The following is a 20,566-nucleotide window of genomic DNA, read 5'->3' on the forward strand; positions in this document are numbered from 1 at the left end:
AGTCATACGACGGGAACGGGCGCGGCCTGCTGCTCGACGTCCTCGATCGGCGCACGCACGACGAACATGTAGACGAGCGCGGCGGCGAACGCGACGCCCGCGCTGATCAGGAACGCGTTTACGAACGAGTGCGTCTTGTCGACCACGAGACCGGTGATGAACGGCGCGAACGAGCCGCCGAAATAGCCGCCGAAGTTCTGAATGCTGCCGAGCGACGCAACCATGTGGCGCGGCGCTGCGACCGAAACGAGCGCCCAGGCCGCGCCGCTCGCCATGTTGACGAAGAACATCGCGGCCGAGAGATAGACGATCGCGAGCGTGAGGTTCGGGGTGAACGCGGCGGGCACCGTGAAGAGTGCGCCGCCGATGAGGCCCGAGCAGATCGGCCACTTGCGGCTGCGGATCGGAGCGACGCCGCGCGCCATCAGACCATCGGCGATAAATCCCGACGACAGCATGCCGAGCGTGCCCGCGAGATACGGAATCGTCACGATCCAGCCGGTCTTCGCGATCGTCAGATGACGCTCGTGTTCGAGATACGCGGGTAGCCACGTCAGATAGAGCCACACCATGTAGATCACGCCCATGAAGCCGAAGATCATGCCCCACGTGGTGGCCTTGCCGAAGAGGCCGCGCCATTCCGCGAAGGTCATGTTGCGTTCCGCACGCTGCGCCGGCTCGCCTTCGGTCAGATGCGCGAGCTCCTGCGGTTCCAGCTTCACGTCGCGGCGATTGCGATAGACGATGTACCAGCCGATCGACACCGCAATGCCGAGCGCGCCCATGATGATGAACATGTTGCGCCAGCCGAACGACAGCAGGAGCACGGTGAGAATCGGCGGCGCGAGGGCGGGTCCGATCGTCGATGACGTGACGAAGATGCCCGTCGGCTTACCGCGCTCGCGTTGCGCGAACCATTCCGACACGACCTTCGCGCCCGCCGGAAACTGCGGCGCCTCGCCGATGCCGAGCGCGATGCGCGCCGCGAGGAACTGATGCAAGTTGGTCACGAGCCCGCCGAACAACTGTGCGACCGACCACACGAACATGCCGAGGCCGAGCATGATGCGCGCGCCGAAGCGGTCGAGCATCACGCCGATAGGCAACTGCGAAAACGCATACGCGAACGAGAACGCGGAGAGCAGCAGGCCCATCTGCGACGCCGAGAGACCGAGCTCCTGCGTGACGGAATGATTGGCGATCGACAGCGTGCTGCGATCGAGATAGTTCACGATGCCCGCGAGCATCAGAAACGCGATCGCGACGACCTGAACGCGCTTCAGGCGCGGTGATTTTTCCAGCATGGTTGTCTCCTCCGAATGCTCTTTTGAGTCTGCTAGAGGTGGTTTGGGAAATTAACGAATGAACTGATCGACGAAATCCGCGCCGAGACCGACGGACTCGTAGTGCTTGCGGCACATGTCGACCTTGGTGAATACGTCCTCGTAGCCGGTGTAGTTGCCGTACGGGTCGCAATAGAACATCACGCCGTTGACCTGGAAGTAGGTGATCATTTCTTCCACGTCTTCCGGGACGTAGAGCGTGTGCGTTTCGCCGGGCGGCTCGAAGACGTAGCTGCCTTCGGTCGCTTCCCAGTCATGCTCGAGATAGCGCCAGCGGCCTTTCAGCACCATGCCGTGAACCGCCTGCGGATGACGATGACGCGACAGCACGCCGGACTTTCGCACGCGCAGAAGGTTCATCCAGTATCCCGTCGATACGTTCAGGCACAGCGGGCGGAACCAGACGTTTTCGGCTTGCGGAACCCATTCGCGCTCGTCGGCGGGAATCGCGGAAGGAACGACGATTTCCTTTTGCGCTTCTTTCGGGAAGGGAAGTTGATACGGCGTCATGGCGTCCGCCGCGGGTTTTGGCGCGCTCATCGCGTCTCCTTGTCCATATTGTGGATATATCATTCAAATTATGGACAAATATTCTGCTTGGTTCAGCGAATTGTCAAGATTCTTCACCGGATGCCGATTCTTGCAGGAGACGATCAGATCGCGGACGAAAAAAAAGCGGACCCGCGAACGGGCCCGCCTTTTCGATTGCGCTCGGTGAAGCTGAGCGGCTTATCGCGCCATCATCAGCATATGCACGTTATGCATCACCCAAACCGTGCCGACGATCAGAATCAACGACATGAGGATGGTGTAAGCAAACGACATCGCATGCCAGCGCTGTCCCTTCGACGCGTTCACGTGCAGGAAGAACACCACGTGCACGATGACCTGCACCGCGGCCAGCACCGCGAGCGCGACGATTGCGCTCTCGCCCTTGAATGCGCCCGACGCTGCTGCCCAGAACGACGCCACGGTCAGCACCACGGCCAGCACGAAGCCGATGAGATACCCGCGCACCGTGACGTGCGGCAGATCGCCCGAGTTGGTATGAGCATGTGCCATCAGACGACGCTCCCGAGATAGACGAAGGAAAACACGCAGATCCAGACGATGTCGAGGAAGTGCCAGAAGAGGCTAAGGCAGGCGAGGCGACGCAGTTCGCGCTCGTTCATTTCCGGATTGCTCGCGATCTGCACCGCGAGCACGACCAGCCAGATCAGGCCGACGGTGACGTGCAAGCCGTGCGTGCCGACCAGCGTGAAGAACGACGACCAGAACGCGCTGCGTTGCGGGCCCGCGCCTTCGGCGATCAGATGCGCGAACTCGTGCACTTCCAGCCACAGGAAGCCCGCGCCCAGCACGAACGTGACGAAGAGCCACGCGAGCGCCGCGCCCGACTTCCGGCGAGTCGCCGAGATCATCGCGAGACCGAAGGTCAGGCTGCTCGTGAGAAGCAGCGCCGTTTCGTACGCGACGTCCGTCAGGTTGAAAAGATCCTTGCCCGTCGGGCCGCCTGCTGTCTGCATCGCGAACATCGCGAAGGTCGCGAAAAGCGACGCGAACAGCACGCAGTCGGTCATCAGATAGGCCCAGAAGCCGAACACCGATTGCGGCTGGTGCTCGTGCTCATGCCCATGCGCGTGCTGCGCGGAAAGTGTCGATTGCGACATTTACATTGCCTCCAGTTCGAGTTCGCGCTCCGCGCCGGCCTTCACAGGCGACTTCGGCGGACGATTGCGCTCTTCGGTCGACCTCACGGTCGCAGCCGGGATGATGAAGCCCGCGTTCTCACGGAAGCTGTAGCCGATCACCGTCGCGGCGATGCCGACGAGGCCCACGACCGCCAGCCACCAGATGTGCCAGATCGCGGCAAAGCCGAATGCGAGGGAGAACAAACCGATCACGAGACCCGCGCTCGTATTCGACGGCATGTGGATGTCGCCGAACGGGCGCGTATCGATGCGGCCGTGTTCCTTGGCGTCGGCGAAATCGTCGAGTTCACGCACAGCCGGGATATTCGCGAAGTTGTAGACGGGCGGCGGCGAGCTCATCGTCCATTCGAGCGTGCGGCCGTTCCACGGATCGCCGGTGATGTCGCGATATGCAGGCTGATTGCGGCGGACGATGCTCACGACGATCTGCAGAACCTGGAACACGACGCCCAGCGCGATGATGCCCACGCCGACAGCAGCGGCGATGAAGAACGGCTGCCATGCGGGGTTGTCGTAGTGATTCAGGCGGCGCGTCGCACCCATGAAGCCGAGGATGTAGATCGGCACGAACGCGACGAAGAAGCCCACGAACCAGCAGATGAACGCGTTGCGGCCCAGCTTTTCGTCGAGCTTGAAGCCGAACACCTTCGGCCACCAGTACTGCACGCCCGCGAAGTAACCGAACACCACGCCGCCGATGATCGCGTTATGGAAGTGCGCGATCAGGAACAACGAGTTGTGCAGCACGAAGTCCGCGCCCGGGATCGCCAGCATCACGCCGGTCATGCCGCCGAGCGTGAAGGTGATGATGAAGCCGATGGTCCACAGCACCGGCGTGGTGAACTGCACGCGGCCGCGATACATCGTGAAGAGCCAGTTGAAGATCTTCACGCCGGTGGGAATGGAGATGATCATCGTCATGATGCCGAAGAAGGCATTGACGTTAGCGCCCGAGCCCATCGTGAAGAAGTGGTGCAGCCACACGAGGAACGACAACACCATGATGCAGCACGTCGCCCAGACCATCGTCTTGTAGCCGAACAGCGGTTTCTTCGAGAACGTCGCGACCACTTCCGAGTAGATGCCGAATGCGGGCAGAACCAGGATGTAGACCTCGGGGTGACCCCAGGCCCAAATCAGGTTCAGGTAGACCATGGGGTTGCCGCCGCCGTCGTTCGTGAAGAAGTGCATGCCCATGTAGCGGTCCAGCGCCAGCAGCGCGAGCGCCACGGTCAGGATCGGGAACGTGGCCATGATCAGCACATTCGAGCAGAACGCCGTCCACGTGAAGACGGGCATCTTCATCCACGTCATGCCGGGCGCGCGCATCTTCACGATCGTGACGAAGAAGTTCACCGCGGTCAGCAACGTGCCGACGCCGGACAACTGCAACGCCCAGATGTAGTAGTCGACCCCGACGCCCGGATTGAACTGCGTCTCCGAAAGCGGCGGATACGCGAGCCAGCCCGTCGACGAGAACTCGCCGATGAACAGCGACAGGTTGATCAGGATGGCGGCCACGGCCGTCATCCAGAACGAGAGCGAGTTGATGAACGGGAAGGCCACGTCGCGCGCGCCGATCTGCAGGGGCACGACGAGGTTGAAAAAAGCGACCAGGAGCGCCATCGCCATGAAGAAAATCATGATGGTGCCGTGCGCCGAAAAAATCTGGTCGTAGTGATGCGCCGGCAGATAGCCCGGCCCATCGAGCGCGATGGCCTGCTGAATGCGCATCATGACCGCGTCGGCGAACCCGCGCACGAGCATCAGCCCGGCGACGACGAGATACATGACGCCGATGCGCTTGTGATCGACCGAAGTCAGATACTCGCGCCAGAGCCAGCCCCATTTGCCGAGTTTGGTGAGAAGGGCGACCGTACCGAGTGCGAGGATCGCCATGAAGACGGTCGCCCCCATGATGATGGGCTCGTGGTACGGGATCGCCTCAAGCGTTAATTTGCCGAACATGGCTTACCCCTTTGTTACACAATTTGCGCCTACGACCGAGTTGCCGTAGTTGTACTTCGCGACGATGTTGCTGAAGAGCTTCGGATCGACGGTCGAGAAGTAGCGCACGGCGACCTTCTCGCTCGGGCGCGCGACGCCGGCGTAGACGTCCATGCTCAATGCATCGGGCGCGTTCTTGACTTGCTTGAGCCACGCGTCGAAGTCGGCGTTGGACATCGCCAGTGCGCGGAACTTCATGTCGGAGAAGCCCTTGCCGCTGTAGTTCGCCGAAATGCCCACGTAGTCGCCCGCGTGATCGGCCATGAGGTGCAGCTTCGTCTGCATGCCGGCCATCGCGTAGATCTGGCTGCCGAGTTGCGGGATGAAGAACGAGTTCATCACCGAGTCCGACGTGATGCGGAAATTCACCGGCGTGCCCACCGGAAACGCTAGCTGGTTCACCGACGCCACGCCCAGATCCGGATAGATGAACAGCCATTTCCAGTCCAGCGCCACGACTTCGACGTTGATCGGCTTGACGTTCTGCACTTCGAGCGGCTTGTACGGATCGAGCTCGTGCGTGGTTCTCCACGTCAGCATGCCGAGGTACAGGATGATGACCGCGGGGATGGCCCAGACTACGACTTCGATGGCCGTGGAGTGCGCCCACTTCGGCGCGTAGGTGGCGTTTTTATTGGACGCCCGATAGCGCCATGCGATGAACAGGGTGAGCAGAATCACCGGAACTACGACCAGAAGCATGGCGTAAGTCGCGGTGGCGATCAGCGAAGATTCCGCTGTACCAATCACGCCTTTCGAGTCCAACACCTCCAGCTTGCATCCCGAAAGACAGACACTGGCTATCAACCCCGATAACAATGGCACTGCTAAACGTTGGGTATTTTCATTCATTGCATTCGCTGGTTTCTATGATCGAAGCGTCCCGGGAAGAACGCCACTGCACGGCTTTGCGCCGCGTCAAGATCATGCCACGCGCGATTTTTCGCGATGGCGCGAATGTTTGGAAAATTGTTTCAGATCAAGCCGATGCGACAGGGTGTCGCGCAGGATCGGGGCCTTTCGGCGTCATCCGGAAAGGGTATGGGAGTCTACAACGAATGGATGACGCCGCGGGTGTCATAAAGCGTGATTCGGCGCGCGTCAAATCATGTCGCAAGAATCAAATTATCGAATCGCGTCGATGAAAATGCTCGTCCGGCGCACGCCTTATCGGCGGGCGCCGATTTCCAGAAGGCATCCGACAACATGAAAAAGAAAATCCTGATTCTCGCCGCCAGCTTGCTGGCGCCCGTTTTGGCCAACGCCGCATGTTCCGATTTCATGCAGACATGGATGGACAAACTGCACCACGGGCGCACCCTCGACACGAGGCTTGCCGTTTGCAAGGAATGGCCGGCCAATCCGGATCTCACGCTCGCCGTACTGCCCCTTCCCCGGAGGGCCAATAACGAAGACGAGGGAACCGACGATGTGGAAATCCTCGTGGCCGACAGCGCATCCGGCTCGGTGATCGCGCACGTCTACGAGCCGGACGCGATTACGTTCGACGCTGTTCGCGTCGACAGCATCGAACTTGATACTGCGCGGTATCAACTGAAGCCGGGAAATCGTGCATTCGGCGTGCGGGTCAATTACTACGGCACGTCGCGTCCGAATCCATTTGGCTGGACGTCGCTGAACCTTTACACCGTCGAAGGTCAGACATTGCGCAAGCTCGTCGACCGGCTCGTTATATCGAGCTACAGCGGGGAAAACAACGGCCCATGTGACGGCTACCACGATTCAACGACCCGTACGATCGATATCGGTCCTGCGGGCCGCGAGGAATACGCGGCTCTGAAAATCGCTGAAAAGTCGACACACAGCGTGAACGGAAGCGTCGGCGAAAACTGCGCAGACGAGGATTCGCCGGCGAAGCGCAGGAACTTCACATTGGAATACAACAACGGACGTTACGTCGTTCCGAAGGCGCTGCGACAGGACTAAAAACGGCACGGTGCGGCCTCGACCTCACCGCGCCGTTTCATTCCACCGCGCGGAACGCCCGCCGCGCCGGCCCACCGTCAGTACGCTCGCGCGAACCGCGAACGCGCTAAGCCATCGGAACTACGCCGCACTGACTAGCGGCACATCGCCGCCGCATCCGCTTGGCGGATAGGCGTCTCGCGCGACGCTCCGTACCCTTGTCGACAAAGCAGCAACGACAAGGAAAGGACGATGAGCGTCGTCGACACAACCCGCGATCCAAGAGCATCTGCCGACACGCGCGCATGGCGCGTGCTCGGCGCCAGCACGTTCGCATTCACGATCTGCTTCGCCGTGTGGATGGTGTTCGCCATCCTCGGCATTCCCCTCAAGAAGCAGTTGCATCTCAGCGATACCGAGTTCGGCCTCATCGCCGCGACGCCCGTGCTCACGGGTTCGCTCCTGCGCGTGCCCCTCGGCATCTGGACCGACCGCTTCGGCGGCCGCGTCGTGTTCTTCTGCACGATGGCCGTCACCGTCGTGCCGATCTGGCTGATCGGCTACGCCACCGAACTGTGGCAATTCCTCGTGCTCGGCTTGTTCGTCGGCATTGCGGGGGCGTCGTTCTCGGTCGGGACGCCGTATGTCGCGCGCTGGTTTTCGAAGTCGCGCCAAGGTCTCGCGATGGGCATCTTCGGCGCGGGCAACTCGGGCGCCGCGCTCACCAAGTTCGTCGCGCCCGTGCTGATTCTCGCAGCGGGCACGTGGACTATCGTGCCGAAGGTCTATTCGATCGCGATGCTCGTCACCGCGCTGGTCTTCTGGTGCGTGTCGGCCTCTGACCCCGCGCATCGCATTGAAGGCGCACCGGGCTTCGCCGCGCAGATGGCCGTCCTCAAAGACCGCCGCGTGCTGCGTTACGCGCAGTATTACTCGGTCGTGTTCGGCGGCTATGTCGGCCTTGCATTGTGGATGCCGCAGTACTACGTGAGTCAATACGGCTTCGGCATCGAACGCGCCGCGTTTTTCGCGGCGTGCTTCTCGCTTCCGGGCGGCATGCTCCGCGCGGTGGGCGGCTGGATGTCCGACCGCTTCGGCGCGTATCGCACCACATGGATCGTCATGTGGATCGCGCTCGCGTGCTTTTTCGTGCTGAGCTATCCGGTCACGGATTTCGTCGTCCACGCGAAGGACGGTCCACGCACGTTTCACATCGAGACCGGACCGGTCGCGTACACCGCGCTGATGTTCGTCCTGGGCGTTGCGATGGCGGTCGGCAAAGCATCCGTGTTCAAGTTCGTGTCGGATGAATTCTCCGCGAATATCGGTGCGGTGTCGGGCATCGTCGGCCTCGCGGGCGGTCTCGCCGGCTTCCTGTTGCCCATCCTCTTCGGCGTGCTCGTCGATCTCACCGGCGTGCGCACCACCTGTTTCATGCTGATGTTCGGCGCCACCGCCGTCAGTCTCATCTGCATGCACTTCACGTTTCAACCCAAACACTAGCCATGTCATCAAGATATCTGCTCACTCGATGGGAGCCCGAGAACGCCGCCTTCTGGCGCGCGACGGGCGAATCGGTTGCCCGCCGCAACCTCTGGATCTCGATTCCCGCGTTGGCGCTGGCCTTCGCGGTGTGGTCGCTGTGGAGCGTGGTGGTCGTCAGTCTCGACAAAGCCGGCTTTCACTTCACGAAGGACCAGTTGTTCTGGCTCACCGCGTTGCCGGCGGTGTCGGGCGCGACGCTGCGCATTTTCTATTCGTTCCTCGTGCCGATCTTCGGCGGCCGGCGCTTCACGGCGTTCTCGACGGCCAGCCTGCTGATTCCGGCAATCGGCATGGGCATCGCGCTGCGCGATCCGTCGACGAGCTATCCGACGCTTCTCCTGCTCGCGCTCTTGTGCGGCTTCGGCGGCGCGAACTTCAGTTCGTCGATGGCCAACATCAGCTTCTTCTTTCCGAAAGCGAAGAAGGGCTTCGCGACCGGTATGAATGCGGGCATCGGCAATCTCGGTGTGTCGATCGTGCAGTTCGTGACGCCGCTCGTCATTTCCGCGAGTGTGTTCGGCGCGCTTGCCGGCGAGAGTCGGACCTACACCGTGCAGGGCGTCGAGCACGGTATCTGGCTGCAAAACGCGGGCTTCGTCTGGGTGCCGTTCATCGTGATCTCGGCGCTGGCGGCATGGTTCGGGATGAACGATATCGCGGACGCGAAGGCATCGTTCGCGGAACAGGCCGTCATCTTCAGGCGCAAGCACAACTGGCTCATGTGCCTGCTGTATATCGGCACGTTCGGCTCGTTTATCGGTTTCTCGGCGGGACTCGCGCTGCTGACGAAGGCGGAGTTTCCGTCGGTCAATCCCACCGCCTACGCGTTTCTCGGGCCGCTCGCAGGCGCGTTGACGCGTCCTGTCGGCGGCTGGATCTCCGACCGCCTCGGCGGTGCGCGCGTCACGTTTTGGACCTTCATCGCGATGATCGCTGCGGTCTTCGGCGTGATGGCGTTCCTTCCGCACGGCGGCTCGGACGGCAGCTTCGCGGGCTTCCTCGCGATGTTCATCGCACTGTTCGCGCTGACGGGAATCGGCAACGGCTCGACGTTCCGCATGATTCCGGTGATCTTCCTCACGCAGAAGCAACGCGAAGCCGAGGGCCAGGCCGACGATGCCAAGCGGCAGGCGCTGCACGAAGCGGGCAAGGAATCGGCGGCGGTGCTGGGCTTCGCGGGCGCGATCGGCGCGTACGGCGGCTTCTTCATTCCGCGCAGCTTCGGCACGTCCATGAGCATCACCGGCTCGCCCGACGCCGCGCTCTTGTGCTTCATCGCGTTCTACGCGATATGCGCGGCCGTGACGTGGTTCTGCTATGCGCGCCGCAATGCGGACATGCCGTGCTGAGCTAGTCCTAAAGGCGTAGGCGCGCTAGTCCTCATGAGCCGAATCGATTGCCCCATTCGGGGAATGGTCGCGCGCGCATCGCGTCCCTACACTCGAATCAATGAATTCATGGCGGCGCACGTCCGCCACGCCCGGAGAAACGGATGAGTCACTTTCTGGATCGGCTGAAGTTCATGTCGCGCATCAAGTCCACGTTTGCGAACGGACATGGCGCGGTCGTGAACGAAGACCGCAAATGGGAAAACGGCTATCGCAGCCGCTGGCAGCACGACAAGATCGTGCGCTCCACGCACGGCGTGAACTGCACGGGCTCCTGCTCGTGGAAGGTCTATGTCAAGAACGGTCTGATCACGTGGGAAACGCAGCAGACGGACTATCCGCGCACGCGCCCCGATCTGCCGAATCACGAACCGCGCGGCTGTCCGCGTGGCGCGTCGTATAGCTGGTACGTGTACTCGGCGCAGCGCGTGAAGCATCCGATGATTCGCGGCCGTCTCGTCGAAATGTGGCGTGAGGCGAGGAAGACGCTCGATCCTGTCGCGGCGTGGGCCTCGATCTGCGAAAACCCGGAGAAGGCGAAGCGCTACAAGAGCGTGCGCGGTCTAGGCGGTTTCGTGCGCGCGGACTGGGACACGGCGACCGAGATCATCGCGGCGGCGAACGCTCATACCATCGGCAAGTACGGGCCTGATCGCGTGATCGGCTTCTCGCCGATTCCCGCGATGTCGATGGTTTCCTACGCCGCCGGCGCGCGCTATTTGAGCCTGATCGGCGGCGCGTGTCTGTCGTTCTACGACTGGTATTGCGATTTGCCGCCCGCGTCGCCGCAAGTCTGGGGCGAACAGACCGACGTGCCCGAATCCGCGGACTGGTACAACTCCACGTATCTGATGGTGTGGGGCTCCAACGTGCCGCAAACGCGCACGCCGGACGCGCACTTCTACACGGAAGTGCGCTACAAGGGCACGAAGACGGTTGCGGTGTCGTCGGATTACGGCGAAATGGTCAAGTTCGGCGACATTTGGCTCGCGCCGAAGCAAGGCACCGACGCCGCGCTCGCCATGGCGATGGGCCATGTCGTACTGAAGGAATTCCACGCGAGCGGCAAATCCGCGTATTTCCGCGATTACGTGAAGCGCTATACCGACATGCCGATGCTCGTCGTGCTGCGGGAACACGAAGGCACGCTCGTGCCCGACCATTTCCTGCGCGCATCGCAACTGCAGGACGGTCTCGACGAGGCGAACAATCCGCAATGGAAGACGCTCGTCATCGACGAGACGAGCGGCAGGATCGTCGCGCCGAACGGCACGATCGGCTTTCGCTGGGGCGAGTCGAATCACGACGACGGCGCGAAGGTCGGGCGCTGGAATCTCGAACAGAAGGACGGCGGCTCGGGCCGGGATATCGATCCGCGCCTGTCGCTCGTCGGTGCGCACGACGAAGCGGCGGATGTGAGTTTCCCGTACTTCGGCACGGAGCACGACGCCTTGCTCGCGCGCCGCGTGCCCGTGAAGCACATCACGCTCGCGGACGGCGCGAGGGCGCGCGTCGCGACCGTGTACGACTTGCAGATGGCGAACTACGGCGTGGATCAGGGTCTCGGCGGCGCGAACGTCGCCACATCCTACGATGACGACGTGCCGTACACACCCGCGTGGCAGGAGAAGCACACGACCGTGCCGCGCCATCTCGTCATTCAGGTGGCGCGCGAGTTCGCGGACAACGCGGACCGCACGCAGGGCAAGAGCATGGTGATCGTCGGCGCGGCGCTGAATCACTGGTATCACAACGACATGATCTATCGCGGCATCATCAATCTGTTGATGATGTGCGGCTGTATCGGCAAGAGCGGCGGCGGCTGGGCGCATTACGTGGGTCAGGAAAAGCTGCGTCCGCAATTCGGATGGGCGCCGCTCGCGTTCGCGCTCGACTGGTCGCGTCCGCCGCGCCAGATGAACGGCACGTCGTTCTTCTATAACCATACGAGCCAGTGGCGCCACGAGAAAGTGGCCGTGGACGAGATCCTCGGGCCGACCGCCGACAAATCGCGCTACGAGAACCTCTCGATGCTCGACATGAACGCGAAGTCGGAACGCATGGGCTGGCTGCCGTCGGCGCCGCAGCTCGGCGCGAATCCGCTCGATATCGTCGATGCCGCGAAGCGCGCGGGCCGCGATCCGATCGAATACACGGTGGAGCAACTGAAGTCGGGCGCGCTCGGTTTCGCGTGCGACGATCCCGACAATCCGGCGAACTTCCCGCGCAACATGTTCGTGTGGCGTTCGAACATTCTCGGCAGCTCGGGCAAGGGCCACGAATACTTCCTGAAGTATCTGCTCGGCACGCAAAACGCGTTATTCGGCGACGAAGCCGATGCGATCAAACCCGGCGAAGTGAACGTGCGCGACGCCGCCGAAGGCAAGCTCGATCTCCTGACCGTGCTCGATTTCCGCATGAGCACGACGTGTCTGTATGGCGACATCGTGCTGCCGAGCGCGACGTTCTACGAGAAGAACGACCTGAACACGTCGGACATGCATCCGTTCATCCATCCGTTGTCGGAAGCGGTGCAGCCGTTGTGGGAAAGCAAGAGCGACTGGGAAATCTACAAGGCGATTGCCAAGAGGTTCTCGGAGATCGGCGGCAAGCATCTCGGCACGCGCACCGATCTCGTGTGCACGCCGCTCATGCACGACACGCCCGGCGAACTCGGACAGGCGTTCGAGCCGAAGGACTGGCGTCATGGCGAATGCGATCTTATCCCCGGCAAGACCGCGCCGTCGATGACGCTCGTCGAGCGCGACTACAACGCAATCTACGACAAGTTCACGTCGGTTGGACCTTTGCTTGCGAAGTTCGGCAACGGCGGCAAGGGCATCAACTGGAATACGGCGCATGAAGTGGGTGAGCTCGCGTCGCTGTCCGGCGAGAACGAGGGGCGTCCGCGTCTCGATACCGCAATCGATGCCGCCGAGATGATCCTCACGTTCGCGCCCGAAACGAACGGCCATGTCGCCGTGAAGGCCTGGGAAGCGCTCTCGAAGATCACGGGACGCGACCACTCGCATCTCGCGCTCGGCCGCGAGCATGACAAGATTCGCTTTCGCGACGTGCAGGCGCAGCCGCGCAAGATCATTTCCGCACCGACGTGGTCCGGGCTCGAATCGGAAGAAGTCAGCTACAACGCAGGCTACACGAACGTGCACGAGTTGATCCCGTGGCGCACGCTCACCGGCCGGCAGCAGTTCTATCAGGACCATCGCTGGATGCTGGATTTCGGCGAAGGCTCTTGCGTCTACAAGCCCGCGATCGACACCAAGACCATTTCGCCGATGCTCGGTGCGAAGCCCAACGGCGAACATGAGCTCGTCTTGAACTGGATCACGCCGCACCGGAAGTGGGGTATCCACTCCACTTACACGGACAACCTGCGCATGCTCACGCTGTCGCGCGGCGGTCCGCACGTTTGGGTCTCGGAAGCGGAAGCGAAAGAGGCCGGACTGAAGGACAACGACTGGGTGGAAGTGTTCAACGTGAACGGCACGCTGACGGCGCGCGTCGTCGTGAGCCAGCGCGTGCCGCGCGGCATGTGCCTGATGTATCACGCGCAGGAGAAGATCATCAACGTGCCGGGCGCGGAGACGAGCGGCATGCGCGGCGGCATCCATAACTCGGTGACGCGCACGGTGCTCAAACCGACGCACATGATCGGCGGATACGCGCAACAGGCCTACGGCTTCAACTACTACGGCACCGTTGGAAGCAATCGCGACGAATACGTCATCGTGCGCAAGATGAAGAACGTCGACTGGGTCGAAGGCCGGCTCAAGGAAGGAGCAGCATCATGAAGATCCGCGCCCAGGTTGCGATGGTCTTGAATCTGGACAAGTGCATCGGTTGCCATACGTGTTCGGTCACATGCAAGAACGTGTGGACGTCGCGCGATGGCGTCGAGTACGCGTGGTTCAACAACGTCGAGACGAAGCCGGGCATCGGCTATCCGAAGGAGTGGGAGCGCCAGGAGAAGTGGAACGGCGGCTGGATCCGCAAGAACGACGGCCGCATTGAACCGCGTCAGGGTCCGAAGCTGAAAGTGCTCGCGAACCTCTTCGCGAACCCGAATCTTCCGGCCATCGACGACTATTACGAGCCGTTCACCTTCGACTACGCGCGTCTGCAGAACGCGCCGCTTTCGCAGACGCCGCCCACGGCGCGCCCCGTGTCCGCGATCACCGGCAAGAAAATGGACAAGATCCATTGGGGGCCGAACTGGGAAGACGATCTCGGGGGCGAATTCGAGTCGCGCAGCCGCGATGCGCTCTTCGAGAACGTGCAGAAGGAGATGTACGCGACGTTCGAGAACACCTTCATGATGTATCTGCCGCGCCTATGCGAGCACTGTCTGAATCCGGCTTGCGTGGCGTCGTGTCCGTCGGGTTCGGTGTACAAGCGCGAGGACGACGGCATCGTGCTCGTCGATCAGGACAAGTGCCGCGGCTGGCGCATGTGCGTGTCCGGCTGCCCGTACAAGAAGATGTACTTCAACTGGAAGTCGGGCAAGGCCGAGAAGTGTGTGTTTTGCTATCCGCGCATCGAGGCGGGCGAGCCGACCGTGTGCTCGGAAACGTGCGTGGGGCGCATCCGCTATCTCGGCGTGATGCTGTACGACGCGGACCGCATCGAAGAAGCAGCCTCCGTCGAAGCGACGACGGATCTCTATCAGTCGCAACTCGACCTGTTCCTCGATCCGCACGATCCGCAAGTGCAGGCCGAAGCGGCGCGCCAGGGCATCGCGCAAAGCTGGCTCGACGCGGCGAAGCGCTCGCCGGTTTATCGGATGGCGTGTGAGTGGAAGGTTGCGTTCCCGCTGCATCCCGAGTACCGCACGTTGCCGATGGTGTGGTACGTGCCGCCGCTTTCGCCGATTCAATCCGCGGCCGACGCCGGTCATATGGGACTGAACGGTGTCATACCCGACGTGAAGAGCCTGCGCATTCCCATGCGCTATCTGGCGAATCTGCTTACCGCGGGCGATGAAGCGCCGATCGTCGCCGCGCTCGACCGCATGCTCGCGATGCGTGCCTACAAGCGGGCGCAGAACGTGGACAACGTGAGCGATGACGCTGTGCTGAACAACGTCGGCCTCACGGCATCGCAAGTGGAAGAGATGTACCAGTTGATGGCGATCGCCAACTACGAGGACCGTTTCGTGGTGCCGTCGTCGCACAAGGAAATGGCGCAGGACAGCTTCGACGAGAAGGGCAGTTGCGGCTTTTCGTTCGGTAATTGCGGCTCGCCGGGAACGTCGGACGGATCGCTGTTCGGATCGCGAACGCATGGCGAAGTAAGCTACGCGGCGCTGCCGAAGTCGCGCAAGAAAGCGCTGGCGGACGGTTGATCAAGGAATAACCATGTCGCTCTATCCCATTCTTTCCGCGCTGCTCGATTATCCGGAGCCCGCGTTGCTCAACGCGCTGCCGGAGATCGAAGCCGCGCTGCATGACTGGCCGCAGGCAGGCACGCGCCTCGCTCCGCTGATCGCGTTGCTGAAGCTTCCGCTGATCGACGCGCAGCAGAACTACGTTGCCACGTTCGATCGCAATCCGTCGCATTCGCTGCATCTCTTCGAGCACGTGCACGGCGAAAGCCGCGATCGCGGTCAGGCGATGGTCGATCTGCTCGACGAGTATCGCGGTCTCGGCCTCGATGTCGCATCGAACGAATTGCCCGATTACGTGCCGCTCTTTCTCGAAGTGCTCGGCGCGGTCGAACCGGATCGCGCGCAGTCATTGCTCGACGATGCGATTCACGTGCTCGATGCAATCGGAGAGCGTCTCGCGCGCGATCAAAGCCCTTATGCAGCCGTGTTCGCCGTCTTGCGTGAGCTCGCCACGATCGAGCCGCGCCCGCTCGCGCAGCCGCCCGTGCGCGACATGGACGAGATGCTCGAAACCTTCGGGCCGGGTCCGGACGGCGTCGAGCCGCTGCTCGCGCCCCATGCGCGACCGGACACGCATACCATTCGCTTTCATCCGCGCGGCGCATCGGCGGCCGGCGCGGGCGCACCCATCACAAAGGACGCACGATGAACCTGTTCAACGCCTTCGTGTTCGGCATCTATCCGTATATCGCCGCCAGCATTTTCCTGTTCGGCAGCCTCGTGCGCTTCGAGCGCGAGCAGTACACGTGGAAGGCGGACAGCACGCAGTTCGTCGAACGCGGCAACCTCAGGCTCGGCAATATCCTGTTTCACGTCGGAATTCTGGGGCTGTTCTTCGGACACCTCGTCGGCTTGCTCACGCCGGTCGCGGTGTGGGACGCACTCGGCATCGAGCACAGCGTCAAGCAGGTAATCGCGATGGTCGCGGGCGGCGTGATGGGCACGATGTGTCTCGCCGGGCTGCTGATCCTGCTGCATCGTCGCCTGACGAGCGTGCGCCTTTCGGCACTGACGAAGATCGGCGACCGCGTGCTGTTGCTGTGGATTCTGATCACGCTGCTGCTCGGGCTTTCGACGATCGGCGTATCCGCCGGTCACATAGACGGCTCGATGATGGTGCGCCTCATGACCTGGGCGCAGCACATCGTCACGTTCAGAGCCGATGCCGCGCGCTATGTCGCAGATGCGCCGCTGCTCTTCCGCGTACATTTGTTCATGGGCATGAGTCTGTTCGTGATCTTCCCGTTCACGCGTCTCGTGCACGTCTGGAGCGGCTTCGCTTCGCTCGGCTATCTCGGACGCGCGTGGCAACTGGTCCGCAGCCGCTGAATCCGTCAACAACGCAGCATGTCATTGCCGTCGTTTCGCGAACGTCTGACTACACGCATCGTCACGTTGTCGATGGTGTCGCTCGTCCTCGTGCTCGCGATGATCGGCGGTACGCTCTGGTTATCGTGGCAACTCCAGGGCGCGGGCGCGGCGATCAACGACGCGGGTAGCCTGCGCATGCGCGCGAACGCGGTGGCGATCGTCCTGATGCAGCGCCCGAAGTCTTCGGAGCCGATGTTGCTGTTCCAGATCGAGCAGATGAACGCGACGCTCGATCGCCTGCGCAAAGGCGATCCGGCACGACCGCTCTTTCTTCCCGACGATACCGACGTGCGCCGCCAGTTCGATCATGTCGAAAATTCGTGGCGCACGCAGCTCGAACCCGAAGTGCGCAAAGGCATGGCCGCCGAACCGCAAGCCGTATCGCGCTATCTGCTGGAGTTGCGCACTTTTGTCACGGGCGCGGACGAACTCGTTGGTCTGATCGAGCGGGAAAACGCGCGCAAGACCGCGTGGCTGCGCACGTCGCAGATGGCGCTCGCGGCCGTCGCGTGTCTGGGCACCGCGGCGATCGTCTACCTGCTCCATCTATGGATCGTCGTGCCCGTGCAGCGCTTGCAGGAAGGGCTCGCGCGCATCGAAGCACGCGAGTTCGACGCACGCCTGCCCGTCGAAACGCAAGACGAGTTAGGACATCTTGCGGCAGGCTTCAACCGCATGGCCGCGGAATTGCAGACCCTCTATCGCGATCTCGCGGGCCGCGTCGATGCGAAGACGGCGGAGCTCGCCGCGCAAAACCGCGAACTCACGGCGCTCTATGAAATGGCGGCGTTCCTGAATCAGTCGAATGACGTCGATGCGCTATGCCGCGGCTTTCTCACGCGCCTCACGCGTCAATTCGACGCGGACGGCGCGGCGGTTCGTCTCGTCACCGAAGACGGTCAGGTGCGTCTGATCGGTTCGGAAGGGCTGCCCGCCGCGTTGCTTCAGGACGAACGCTGCTTTGCCGCCGACGGCTGCGTATGCGACGAACGGCCTTGCCGGGACGCGGGCTTCGTGAGCGTGGCGGCGTTCGACATCGTTTCGCAAGGCGAAAAGCTCGGTGCGTTCTCGCTGCATTTCAGGGCAGCGCGGATCATTCCCGCGTCGGAAGCGCAACTGCTCGAAACGCTCGGCGCACATTTCGGCACGGCGCTCAAGAGCAGACGGAACGCGGCGCTCGCGCGGCAACTCGCGGTGTCGGAAGAGCGCAATCTAGTCGCGCAAGGCTTGCATGACAGCATCGCGCAGAGCCTCAACTTTCTGAAGATGCAGGTGCATCTGCTCGACGCCGCCACGCGTGAAGCACGCATGGACGAGATTCGCGAGATCGTGCCCTTGCTCGCGGGCGGTGTGGCCGAAAGTTATGTCGACGTGCGCGAACTTCTCATGAACTTCCGCACGAAGCTCGGCAGCGGCGAACTCAGGCGCGCGGTAAATGAATCTATCGAACGTTTCGGCATGCAGACAGGCGTCGTGCCCACGCTTGACTATCGCGATCAAGGCGGCCTGCCCTTGCCGCCGGATCAGCAATTGCAGGCGCTTTTCATTCTGCAGGAGGCGCTCTCGAACATTCGTAAGCACGCGGAGGCGCAGCGCGTTAGTGTGACTATCGTCAATGATCGCGACTTTAGCCTCCTTGTCGAGGATGATGGCCAGGGATACGATCCAGAGGAGATGGCCGTCCTTGGCGAGACGCATGTCGGCTTTCACATCATGCGCGAGCGCGCGCAACGGCTCGGCGCCACGCTTCGGTTGACCGGAGCGCCCGGGCGCGGCGCGCGCGTCGAACTCGTCTTGCCGGGCCCGGCGCGTCAGGCTGCATGAACGAAAGTCGCGCGCTGGTTTCGAAAGCTGATTCGAGTTGTGTCATGACCATCCGCATTCTGTTGATCGACGATCACGCGCTGTTCCGCTCAGGCGTTCACGCCATCTTGCAGCGTCAATCCGATTTCGAAATCGTCGGCGAAGCAGCCGATGGGCTCGAAGGCCTGAAGCGCGCGAAGCAGTTTCGTCCGGACGTGATCCTGCTCGATCTGAACATGCCCGGGCTTTCGGGGCTCGAAACTTTGAAGCTGCTCGTGCAGGACGTGCCGGAAACCGCGGTGCTCATGCTGACCGTTTCCGAGGATCTCGAGGAACTCGCGCTCGCATTGCGCGATGGCGCGTGCGGCTATCTGCTCAAGAGCATCGAAACCGAGACGCTCGCCAGCGCGATCCGCAAAGCGGCGGCGGGTCATCCCGTCATCGCCGACGACATGACGGCGAAGCTCATCGCCAGCATGCGCGCACCGAAGGCCGCGCCGGTTTCGGCTCCTGCCGCCGCAGCCGATCCACTCACGACACGCGAGCGCGACATCATGCGCGAACTGGCGCGCGGCGCGAGCAACAAGGAAATTGCGCGCACGCTGATGCTCGCGGAAAGCACAGTGAAGATCCACGTGCGCAACATCCTGCGCAAGCTCAATCTGACGAGCCGCGTGCAGGTCGCGATATACGCAGTCGGGCACGATACGGCGCAACCGACGGAAGCCGCCTGAATGTTCACCGACATGCATCGAAGCTCGCATCACATCAAGCGGTACACCATGAATTCTTATCAAACTGAGTTGCCCATGACCTCTCACGATCATCCCTTCGCGCCGCTCACGATCCGCGGCCGCAATCTGCTGCCGATCGTGCAGGGCGGCATGGGCGTCGGCATTTCCGCGCATCGCCTGGCGGGCAGCGTGGCGCGTGAAGGCGCGCTCGGCACCATTGCGAGCATTGACTTGCGTCATCATCATGAGGACTTGCTCGCGATGTGCCGTGAAGACCAATCACGTCCGACGCTCGAGCGCGCGAACCTGATCGCGCTCGCGCGGGAGATCAAGGCGGCGCGCGCATTGTCGGAAGGACGCGGCATGATCGCCATCAACGTGATGAAGGCCGTGAGCGCGCATGCGGATTACGTACGCGTCGCCTGCGAAGAGGGCGCCGATGCCATCGTGATGGGCGCGGGACTTCCGCTCGACTTGCCCGATCTCACGCAAGGCTGCGATATCGCGCTGGTCCCGATTCTTTCCGACAGCCGCGGCGTGACCCTCGTTCTCAAGAAGTGGATGAAGAAAGGCCGCTTGCCCGACGCCATCGTGATCGAGCATCCGGCGCACGCCGGCGGCCATCTCGGCGTGAGCGACGTCGCGGACATGCACGACGAGCGCTTCGGTTTCGAACGCGTGTTGAAGGAACTCGATGCGTCTTTTGCATCGCTCGGGCTGAAGCGCGAGGATGTGCCGGTGATCGTCGCGGGCGGCATCAATAGTCACGAAGCCGTGCGCAAGTGGCTCGCGGCTGGCGCGAACGGTGTGCAGATCGGCACGCCGTTCGCCGTCACCGAAGAGGGCGATGCGCATCCCGAGTTCAAGCGCGTGCTCGCCGAGGCGACGCCGGAAGATATCGTCGAGTTCGTGAGCGTGACCGGCCTGCCCGCGCGCGCCGTGAAGACGCCCTGGCTCATGCGCTATCTGCGCAACGAGGAACGCATCCGCACGAAGATCGGCGCGCGAAAGCAGACGTGTCCGTCGGCGCTCGAATGCCTGAGCGCGTGTGGCCTGCGCGACGGCATCGAGAAGTTCGGGCACTTCTGCATCGATACGCGCCTTGCCGCGGCATTGCGCGGCGATGTCGGCAATGGTCTGTTCTTCCGCGGACGCGAGAAGCTGCCCTTCGGCGCGGCGATCCGCAGCGTGCGCGATCTGATCGAACTGCTGTTGACGGGCGCGACGAAGGCCGCGCCGGCAGCGTGTTGAAAATACCGAAACGCCGTGTTTCGGCGGCAGCCGTGAACGATCGTCCCCTTCCTATTGGCTGCGAACGGGCGCGGTTCTAGTC

At 62.4% G+C, this 20,566-nt stretch carries 16 protein-coding genes; 10 read left to right on the forward strand and 6 right to left on the reverse strand.

Features of this window, described 5'->3' with window-relative positions:
* Window positions 1-2: 2 nt before the first annotated feature.
* The 6 genes from NCS28_RS24730 to cyoA form a co-directional block, all read right to left on the reverse strand.
* The gene (locus NCS28_RS24730) at window positions 3-1,304 is read right to left on the reverse strand and encodes an MFS transporter (RefSeq protein WP_250516409.1); all 1,302 of its coding nucleotides are present in this window, start codon (window positions 1,302-1,304) and stop codon (window positions 3-5) included.
* 51 nt (window positions 1,305-1,355) lie between these two features.
* A complete protein-coding gene (locus NCS28_RS24735; protein ID WP_087124791.1) occupies window positions 1,356-1,883 on the reverse strand; it encodes a 2,4'-dihydroxyacetophenone dioxygenase family protein in 528 nt (175 codons plus the stop codon).
* Window positions 1,884-2,072: 189 nt separating this feature from the next.
* Complete coding sequence (gene cyoD / locus NCS28_RS24740; RefSeq protein WP_250516410.1) at window positions 2,073-2,405, reverse strand: cytochrome o ubiquinol oxidase subunit IV; 333 nt, start codon at window positions 2,403-2,405, stop codon at window positions 2,073-2,075.
* Window positions 2,405-3,013: a cytochrome o ubiquinol oxidase subunit III gene (cyoC, locus tag NCS28_RS24745; RefSeq protein WP_250516411.1), complete on the reverse strand. Its 609-nt coding sequence runs from the start codon at window positions 3,011-3,013 to the stop codon at window positions 2,405-2,407. The genes cyoD and cyoC overlap by 1 nt, the downstream gene beginning before the upstream one ends.
* Window positions 3,014-5,023 (reverse strand): cytochrome o ubiquinol oxidase subunit I, encoded by a 2,010-nt coding sequence (cyoB, locus tag NCS28_RS24750; protein WP_250516412.1) that lies wholly within the window; start codon window positions 5,021-5,023, stop codon window positions 3,014-3,016. It abuts the gene before it with no gap.
* 3 nt (window positions 5,024-5,026) lie between these two features.
* The gene (cyoA, locus tag NCS28_RS24755) at window positions 5,027-5,914 is read right to left on the reverse strand and encodes a ubiquinol oxidase subunit II (RefSeq protein WP_250516413.1); all 888 of its coding nucleotides are present in this window, start codon (window positions 5,912-5,914) and stop codon (window positions 5,027-5,029) included.
* Window positions 5,915-6,268: 354 nt separating this feature from the next.
* Here cyoA and NCS28_RS24760 point away from each other — a divergent pair, with 354 nt between their 5' ends.
* From NCS28_RS24760 to NCS28_RS24805, 10 genes are all read left to right on the forward strand, one after another.
* Window positions 6,269-7,009 (forward strand): PA3715 family protein, encoded by a 741-nt coding sequence (locus tag NCS28_RS24760; protein ID WP_250516414.1) that lies wholly within the window; start codon window positions 6,269-6,271, stop codon window positions 7,007-7,009.
* A 231-nt stretch (window positions 7,010-7,240) separates the two neighbouring features.
* Window positions 7,241-8,491, forward strand: coding sequence for an MFS transporter (locus tag NCS28_RS24765; RefSeq protein WP_250516415.1), 1,251 nt, complete (start codon window positions 7,241-7,243; stop codon window positions 8,489-8,491).
* A 2-nt stretch (window positions 8,492-8,493) separates the two neighbouring features.
* A complete protein-coding gene (locus tag NCS28_RS24770; protein ID WP_250516416.1) occupies window positions 8,494-9,882 on the forward strand; it encodes a NarK family nitrate/nitrite MFS transporter in 1,389 nt (462 codons plus the stop codon).
* A 143-nt stretch (window positions 9,883-10,025) separates the two neighbouring features.
* A complete protein-coding gene (locus tag NCS28_RS24775) occupies window positions 10,026-13,733 on the forward strand; it encodes a nitrate reductase subunit alpha (protein ID WP_250516417.1) in 3,708 nt (1,235 codons plus the stop codon).
* Window positions 13,730-15,283, forward strand: coding sequence for a nitrate reductase subunit beta (narH, locus tag NCS28_RS24780; RefSeq protein WP_250516418.1), 1,554 nt, complete (start codon window positions 13,730-13,732; stop codon window positions 15,281-15,283). The genes NCS28_RS24775 and narH overlap by 4 nt, the downstream gene beginning before the upstream one ends.
* Before the next feature lie 13 nt (window positions 15,284-15,296).
* Window positions 15,297-15,974: a nitrate reductase molybdenum cofactor assembly chaperone gene (gene narJ, locus NCS28_RS24785; RefSeq protein ID WP_250516419.1), complete on the forward strand. Its 678-nt coding sequence runs from the start codon at window positions 15,297-15,299 to the stop codon at window positions 15,972-15,974.
* On the forward strand, window positions 15,971-16,654 hold the full coding sequence (gene narI, locus NCS28_RS24790) for a respiratory nitrate reductase subunit gamma (protein ID WP_250516420.1): 684 nt from the start codon (window positions 15,971-15,973) through the stop codon (window positions 16,652-16,654). Before narJ ends, narI begins: the two co-directional genes overlap by 4 nt.
* An 18-nt stretch (window positions 16,655-16,672) precedes the next feature.
* The gene (locus NCS28_RS24795; RefSeq protein ID WP_250516421.1) at window positions 16,673-18,520 is read left to right on the forward strand and encodes a type IV pili methyl-accepting chemotaxis transducer N-terminal domain-containing protein; all 1,848 of its coding nucleotides are present in this window, start codon (window positions 16,673-16,675) and stop codon (window positions 18,518-18,520) included.
* Window positions 18,521-18,564: 44 nt separating this feature from the next.
* A complete protein-coding gene (locus NCS28_RS24800) occupies window positions 18,565-19,233 on the forward strand; it encodes a response regulator (protein WP_250516422.1) in 669 nt (222 codons plus the stop codon).
* 75 nt (window positions 19,234-19,308) lie between these two features.
* Window positions 19,309-20,484 carry an NAD(P)H-dependent flavin oxidoreductase gene (locus NCS28_RS24805; RefSeq protein WP_250516423.1) on the forward strand — a complete coding sequence of 392 codons (1,176 nt, stop codon included), beginning with the start codon at window positions 19,309-19,311 and terminating at the stop codon, window positions 20,482-20,484.
* Window positions 20,485-20,566 lie beyond the last annotated feature (82 nt).

The organism is Caballeronia sp. INDeC2, from assembly GCF_023631325.1.
In the GTDB taxonomy this organism is placed as follows: Bacteria; Pseudomonadota; Gammaproteobacteria; order Burkholderiales; family Burkholderiaceae; genus Caballeronia.